Raw genomic sequence first — 6,207 nt, 5'->3', positions numbered from 1 at the left:
GATGATCATCCTCGGGAAGGTGCGCCCACTTTCAGGCCGCCTCCTCGGGCCTCATCCACAGGTATTGATCATTGCTCGGCGCGCGCGACGGGATTCCGAAGCCGGGGGGTCACCGGCTCGACAGGTTGGACGGCAGGCCGGTACCCGTCCAGGGCCAGCGCCGCCGTTGCGGTCAGCCTGATCGGTGATTCGGCGTCGGGTACCGGGCGCAGTACCCCGGCGGCCACGATGCCCGAATCGGTGGGCAGCGCGAGCGGGATCCGCAGGCCGTGATGCACCAGCAACAGCCGCAGGATCGCCAGGCTCGGGTAGCGTCGGCCGGCGTCGTCGTGCAGGTGTCCGAAGGCAGTGGCCAGACCGGGGTCGGCGACGGACCACCAGGCGGCGGCGACCAGCGCCTCTTCGATCGCCGAGGTGCACAGGGCGCCGAGGACATCGGATTCGTCCGCGACCCGCTCCGGCGCGGGGCACCACCCACGGCGGTCGCCCCGGTTCGCGTCTGCGGCGAGTCCGGTGAGGGCGTCCTGGAACAGTGCCCGGTAGTGCAACAGTGCCGTCGGGTACGCCTCCGGTGCGTCGGCGCCGTCCTGGGCCACGCGGGCCGTCGTCATGGCGCCACCGCCAAGTCGGTCGGGGGACCGGTCACGGTGCCGGAGGTGACGGACACGCCGATGCTCTGCCCGGCGTAGTCGCCGACACCGGCCGGCACGGTTGCAGTGACAGTGGCTGCGCCTGCGGGTGTGTACGGCACCGACATGCCGAGGAAGTTCACGGTTCCGGTCGGCAGCACGTGAGCCACCTGGAGGGTGGCGGGTTGGCCGGCGTGCAAGGGTGCGGCGGCACTGATCACGGCCGGTGCAACGGTCAATGCGGCGGCTGCGGTCCCCGCCGGCAGCCCCGACGCCAGGTTGGTGACGGTGAGGACGCGCATACCTGGGACGAGTTGGTTGTTGGGCAGGGTCACCGAGAGGCCGGCCGCCGATGGCACGGCGGTGAGCCGCCACGGTCCGGTGCTGTGCGTGGTCGCCGGGTTGGGGCGGCCGTCGGTCGGATCGTCGGGATCGCCGGCACTGCGCGACAGCTGTACCAGGACCTGATCGCCGAGACCGCGGACCACGATCAGCACCGGGTGCGTGTAGCCGGTGATCGGCGGCACGACGGCGCTGACGTGGGGACCCACGGAGGGGCTGACCGCGACGACGGGTTCGCGCACCGGTGGACCGGGGGTGAAAGGCACCGGCGACGGAACCAGCAGCAAGCTCACCTCGTAGGCCACCGACACCCGCAGCGATTTGAGACCACTGGCCCACAGTCCGGTGACGGTCTCCAACGGAACCGGGTCCAGCGTGATCCGCAGTGGTTCGATGAGGTTGCGCAGCGCAGCGGCGGTGTCGCCGACGGTGTGGTTCGGCGGGGTGGTGATCACGGTGTCCGGGCCCAGGATCGGGTTCTCGTGCAAAACCTGCATGACCGCGGTGAGCGCGTCGTGGACCGCTTCGATCTCATTGCCGGCCGGCCTCATCTCGCCGGGATCCGCGGACAGTAGATAGTGCAGCGTCAGGGCCAGCGGGGGACGTCCGCGCCGGGTGGTCCATCCGGTCTGGGGCGGCTCCATGTTGAGGTGCGACGCTGCTGGCGCGATGCGGTAGAGAAACCAGTTCAGCCGTGGTCCGCCAACGGGTCGGTCGAGGGGCCCAGCGGTGACCGCGACCGCGCTCGGAATGGCGTCCCGAGTGATGGCTTGTAGGACCAGGTCCACTCCGGAGAGCACTGCTCCGGGGGCCGGCAGTACGCTCATAGCGGCACCGCCCGTCGTGCAGTCAGGCCGTTGGCGTAGGGCTCCAGGAGAGTCATCGGGTCGGCTGCGGAATCGGACGGCGCGGTGACGTGAACGTGGATCTCGCCAATCGACACAGGCGGCGATACGTCCGGGGCGGTCGACGGCCCCGTGGTGGGGGCATCGGGTATGCGCTGCGGCTGTTCGGGCTGAGCGGCCGTGGACAGGGATGCTGCGTCGGTGGACGCGTGGGCGCGCGTGGCGGCGATCGGCTCAGGCGGGGCCTCGGGGGCGACGGGGCCGCGGATGCTGCGGCGGGTGAAGTGCGTAGCGGCAGGAATGTCGGTCGGCGCCGGTGGCGTGTCGGCGCGGATGGGCGGTGGTGCTGCGGCGGGCAGCGATGCCGGTCGATCCGAGGGCGTCGGCCTGTGGGGCGCGACGCGGGGTGGGGCATCGTGCGCGCGAATTACTCGAAGGGTGGTTGCCGCAGGCTGCGACGGCGGTGGTAGCAGCGGTGGCTGGGGTGGGCTGAGGGTCGGTGGTAGCGGGGATTGTCGCGCTGCGGGCGAAGACCGGTCGTGTCGACCGGCGTCGGCGGCCGGGGGCGGTGCCGCTGGTGGTGCCGTGGGCGGCTCGGTGGGGCGCGGTATGGCGGGCGGCCGCGGCGGCGGGACAGTGTGGTCGGCCGGCGAGTTGATGGCAGTCGGCGCGGTGACCTGCTCGGCGACGGGCGCGACCGGCGGCTGTTGGGCCGCCGCGTCGGATCCCGGGCGAACTGGTGGACGCTGTGCGCGGGCGATCAGCCCCCGCACGGCGGCACTTCGGGTTTCACCGGACGTGACGGTCATCGGCCCTCGCTGCGGGCCAGTGCTGCCAGCCGTCTGCGCCGTGCTTCGGGAAGTGCTTCGATGCTGGCCAAGTCCCAGCCGTACTGCGAAGCCAGCAGGTGCACCTCGACGTCGGCCTCGGCTGCCGCGGCTGCTACTGCGAAGGTCACCAGGCACTGCACATCGACGAATTCCGTTATCCGCGTGCCGCATTCGATACACGAGAACTCGACCGCGCCGCACAGTGATTGTTCAGCCCAATCGAGTGCCGCGCTGTCACGAGGCTCCTCGGCGGGACCCACCGCGCACCGCTCCACCAGGATCCGGCTGGCGGCGTCGGGGTCGGTCGGTAGGCCGACGAGGTCGGTTGCGGCGGGCTCCCGGACACCGGCGCCGGGGCCGCACCATCCCGATCTCGGTGCATAGTCGGGCACATCGGACGGCCCCAGTGGCAGCTCGTTGAGCACTCCGCAGTCCGCGCAGGAGACGACGAGTTCGAGATCGGTGCCGAGGACCGCACGGTGGGCCTGCAGTAGCAGTCGGTCGACGATGCCCAACGGGAGTGCCGGGGAATCGTCGACGCCGCAGGCACTGAGTATCGCCAGTGCCTGCACGAGTTCTCCGTCGGCAACATCCAAGTCTCGCAACAGTTTCAACCGCGATAGTGGGAAGCCGCCGTGGCCGGCCGGCAGCGTGATGTCTGCGGCCGGCGCGGTGTCTGTGTAACCGGCGCCGCTGCTCACGGGATCACACGCTCAGCTCTTTGGGCTCCGTTACCGACGTATCGCGCTCCCAGCCTTCGGTCTCGAGTTTGATCGATTGGATTGCGGTGGCGGCGGTAGCCGCATCCATCGCGGGCAGGGCGGTGTATTCGGACACCCAGCAGCGGAACAGGTGGTAGCTGATGACCTGTTGGCCCGCTTCGTTGAAGACGTCGACAGTGATGTCCTTGCGGAAGTCCGGCAAAGAGATGCCAGGTGCGGTGATGCTGCTCACCTTGTTGGCCCAGGCTTCGAATGCGGGGTCATGGGTCACGCCGCGTTCGAGGGTGACCGACGAGTACGTGGTCAGGCCAGGGCTGCGCCGGTCGTGCGAAGGGTCACCGCCGACCCGGTGGGAGACCGGTGCCGTCGCCCGCGTGAGTGCTGACATCTTGGACAGCCCGGCGACGTACACGCCGTCCCATTTCACCCGGAACATGTGCGTCTTGTAGGGGTCGTGTCGCTTCGGGTTGACAGTGAATTCGGCCATGTCAGTCTCCGGTGTTGATGATCTGGGTGATGGTGACGACGACGAACTCGGCGGGTTTCAGGGGGGCGAAACCGACGACGACATTCACGCGGCCGGCGTCGATCTCTGGCTGGGGGTTGACGGTGCCGTCGCACGTGACGAAGTAGCTGTCGGATTCGGCCTGGGACTCGGACTGTTGGAAGGCGCCCTGCCTGAACAGGCCACGCATGAACGCCCCGACAGCGAGCCGCAACTGGCCCCAGAGCACCGGGTCGTTGGGCTCGAATACCGCGAATTGGGTGCCGAGATAAAGGCTGGCTTCGATGTAATTCGTGAGGCGGCGGATCGGCACGTATTTGAATGGGTCACCGCGGAGGTCCGAGCCGGCGAGCGTTCGTGAGCCCCAGACGACCAGGCCGGCCCCGGGGAAACTTCGTAATACGTTGACGCCGAACGGGTTCAGATCACCAGAGGTCTTGTCGCTGGTTGGATGGGCGGTCGAGATCGCGCCCGCGACCCCGGCGGCCAGACCGGCAGGTGCTTTCCACACCCCGCGTTGGCTGTCGGTGCGCGCCATGATTCCGGCGAGTGCACCCGAGGGTGGCAGCCCCGCGGGCGTCGAGGCCGCGGTGATCAGCCGCGGCCAGTACAGTGCGCCGTACTGCCCTGCGGCGGCGAACAGTCCCGCAGTGCTCACCGCATTGGCCGCAGTGACGCTCGGGTCGGGGTCGACGAGCAGGAATGCGTACTGGGTCTGGCAGTAGGCCAGCGCGGTGCTGACGGCGTCGACGTTGACGGTCGTCACTCCGGGTAGGCACAGCAGGTTGAACCGTGGAAAGTTGAGGGTGTCGAGGGCCAGCATGCCCTCGCCTTCGGTGGCCGAGACGATGGAATTGGCGTCGACGTTGGAGCCGTCGCTGCCGTTGGCGAGCCCGGCGGCCGCGGCGACCGCGGGACGGTCGGCGGCACTGCCGGAGACTTCGGTCCCGCCGGCCGCGACGCCCATCGTCAGCCGGCTGCTGGCGTCCTGAGCGCCGCTCAGTCCGACGACCACGGCACTGTCCGCCCCGTTGGTGTTGCTGGTGAGCACGAGTTTTCCGCCGTCGTCGGACGCCGTCAGGGGCAGGCCTGCGGCGTTGATGAACCCGACGAGGTCGGTGGTGTTGTGGGAATCGGTCGCGGTGCCGGTCGGGAAGAGCACGAGATCCTGTGGCGCACCCTGGTTGATGGACACGCGGAGTGTTCGCTGGGCCAGGCCCACGACGCCTGCCGAGAGATCGTTCTTGCTCGTGGAATGTCCTGCGGACGCGGTGGTTTCGGCGCCAGAGACCTCCGCGGAGACAAGCGCGCTGCCGGCCAGGGCGGTGGTGACGAAGCGCGGATGGCTTGGCGACATCGACAGCTCGCTCCAGGTCTCGCGGGCGAGCAGCGAGGCGGCCCCGACGCCGGGCGCCCAATTACTGATCGTGAGGTTGAACCGGTCATTGGGGTTGACACTTGCGGCCGTGACTTGGACAAAGATGCCGGTCTGGGCGGCGCCCGAGCCGGTCCCGTTCGCCCATGCGCCCCGGCTCTTCGCGGTGAGGGTGACTTGGACCCCGTTGGCTGCGGCCAATGCGCGGGACGCAGGTAGCGCATCGGATGCGAGTGCGCGTACGACGACCGCCTGGCTGCCGCCATTGGCGAAGAACTGCGAAACCGCGTGCCCCATCGGATGGTCTGTGGCGTCGATGGAGTCGCCGAATGTTCGTACGAAGTCGGCGAAGCTGCCGATGGCGGTCGGGGTATCCGCCGGTCCCTTTCGGGCGGCCCCGACGAATGCGGTCACCGAGGTTGACACCCCCGAGATCACATGCGAGCTCGACATCTGTTCGACGATGTAGACCCCGGGATACGTAGTTTGGACGGGCATCTGCTGCCTCCATCGCGGAGTGATGACATGGACATTCGATCCATGGTGAATACCGATAATGGTAAAGACGTGATGGCGCGGTGAAAACCATTCTGATCGCAATTGATTGCGCATTTACGAAGAAACTATAGGACGGCTAGAAATAGAGTGCGACTTGCCCCGCTGCGGGTCGGAATTGATTCCCGCGGCGCTGGGTTCGGTATTTGATCTTGAAATCAAATTTGGGGCCTCTGATGAGGCGGCAATGGCGCGTCAAGACAGCCGGCAAATTGTAGCGGCAGCAGCGTCGTGGATCGACGTTATTGCAATGTTGGCGATGAGCCTTGACAACGACTAGTGCGGCGCGGTGACGGCCTCGACGGATGGGGGCGAAGGAGCGCTAGATGTAACTCCCAGACAGGTTGTGAACGGCGTGGTGAGCGGAAGTAGGTGAGGACCTCCGGTATCGGTGTGGTTACCAA

6 protein-coding genes are annotated in these 6,207 nt (G+C 68.0%); all 6 read right to left on the bottom strand.

Translation table 11 applies throughout. The annotated features are described in order from the left end of the window. Positions 1-68 precede the first annotated feature (68 nt). Genes ACJH6I_RS31525 through ACJH6I_RS31500 form a run of 6 tightly spaced genes read right to left on the bottom strand, consistent with a single transcriptional unit; the run spans position 69 to position 5,746 of the window. Positions 69-611: a hypothetical protein gene (locus ACJH6I_RS31525; RefSeq protein ID WP_406785180.1), complete on the bottom strand. Its 543-nt coding sequence runs from the start codon at positions 609-611 to the stop codon at positions 69-71. Next, positions 608-1,798 carry a DUF4255 domain-containing protein gene (locus ACJH6I_RS31520; RefSeq protein ID WP_346414327.1) on the bottom strand — a complete coding sequence of 397 codons (1,191 nt, stop codon included), beginning with the start codon at positions 1,796-1,798 and terminating at the stop codon, positions 608-610. Before ACJH6I_RS31520 ends, ACJH6I_RS31525 begins: the two co-directional genes overlap by 4 nt. Beyond that, positions 1,795-2,625 carry a hypothetical protein gene (locus ACJH6I_RS31515; RefSeq protein ID WP_346414328.1) on the bottom strand — a complete coding sequence of 277 codons (831 nt, stop codon included), beginning with the start codon at positions 2,623-2,625 and terminating at the stop codon, positions 1,795-1,797. Before ACJH6I_RS31515 ends, ACJH6I_RS31520 begins: the two co-directional genes overlap by 4 nt. Further along, the gene (locus ACJH6I_RS31510) at positions 2,622-3,347 is read right to left on the bottom strand and encodes a hypothetical protein (RefSeq protein ID WP_346414329.1); all 726 of its coding nucleotides are present in this window, start codon (positions 3,345-3,347) and stop codon (positions 2,622-2,624) included. Before ACJH6I_RS31510 ends, ACJH6I_RS31515 begins: the two co-directional genes overlap by 4 nt. A 4-nt stretch (positions 3,348-3,351) precedes the next feature. After that, positions 3,352-3,855: a phage tail protein gene (locus ACJH6I_RS31505; RefSeq protein WP_346414330.1), complete on the bottom strand. Its 504-nt coding sequence runs from the start codon at positions 3,853-3,855 to the stop codon at positions 3,352-3,354. A gap of 1 nt (position 3,856) precedes the next feature. After that, a complete protein-coding gene (locus ACJH6I_RS31500; protein WP_346414331.1) occupies positions 3,857-5,746 on the bottom strand; it encodes a phage tail sheath subtilisin-like domain-containing protein in 1,890 nt (629 codons plus the stop codon). Positions 5,747-6,207: the final 461 nt, after the last annotated feature.

This window comes from Mycobacterium sp. SMC-13, assembly GCF_045311035.1.
Taxonomy (GTDB): domain Bacteria; phylum Actinomycetota; class Actinomycetes; order Mycobacteriales; family Mycobacteriaceae; genus Mycobacterium.
Note: the sequence above shows the minus strand (reverse complement) of the source record. Positions and strands in the feature narration are given on the sequence as shown.